This is a genomic window from Vibrio sp. 811 (assembly GCF_033339195.1).
The window spans coordinates 1-603 of the sequence record NZ_JAWOUB010000611.1 but is presented as its reverse complement, the minus strand read 5'-3'; the positions used below and the strand labels follow the sequence as shown (position 1 = coordinate 603).

The window sequence follows — 603 nt, the reverse complement described above, 5'->3', positions numbered from 1 at the left end:
ATTAAGCAATTATTAGAAGGCTTAGATGCGGGGTTGGCGCATCAGACGCTTTTAGGTGTAACGGGTTCTGGTAAAACGTTCACGCTAGCGAATGTGATTGCTCAAGCACAGCGCTCTGCAATTTTACTGGCGCCAAATTAAACACTCGCGGCTCAGTTGTATGGGGAAATGAAATCGTTCTTTCCGAACAATGCGGTCGAGTATTTTGTGTCTTACTACGACTACTATCAACCAGAAGCGTACGTGCCTACAACTGACACCTTTATTGAAAAAGATGCGTCAGTGAACGCTCACATTGAGCAAATGCGTTTGTCTGCCACCAAAGCTTTACTAGAACGAAAAGACGCCATCATCGTCGCTTCGGTCTCAGCCATTTATGGTTTGGGTGATCCCGAGTCGTATTTACAGATGATGCTGCACTTACGCCGTGGTGACGTGATCGATCAGCGTGACATGCTTCGTCGCCTAGCGGAACTCCAATACTCGCGTAATGATGTCGCTTTTGAACGCGGTCAGTTCCGTGTTCGCGGCGAAGTGATCGACATATTCCCAGCTGAGTCTGACCAAGATGCTGTCCGTGTTGAAATGTTTGATGATGAAGTG

Annotated in this window: 1 pseudogene; it reads left to right on the top strand. The window is 47.4% G+C overall.

The features are described from left to right. Positions 1-603, top strand: a pseudogene (locus tag R7Q46_RS28390) (DEAD/DEAH box helicase family protein); the annotation flags it as partial.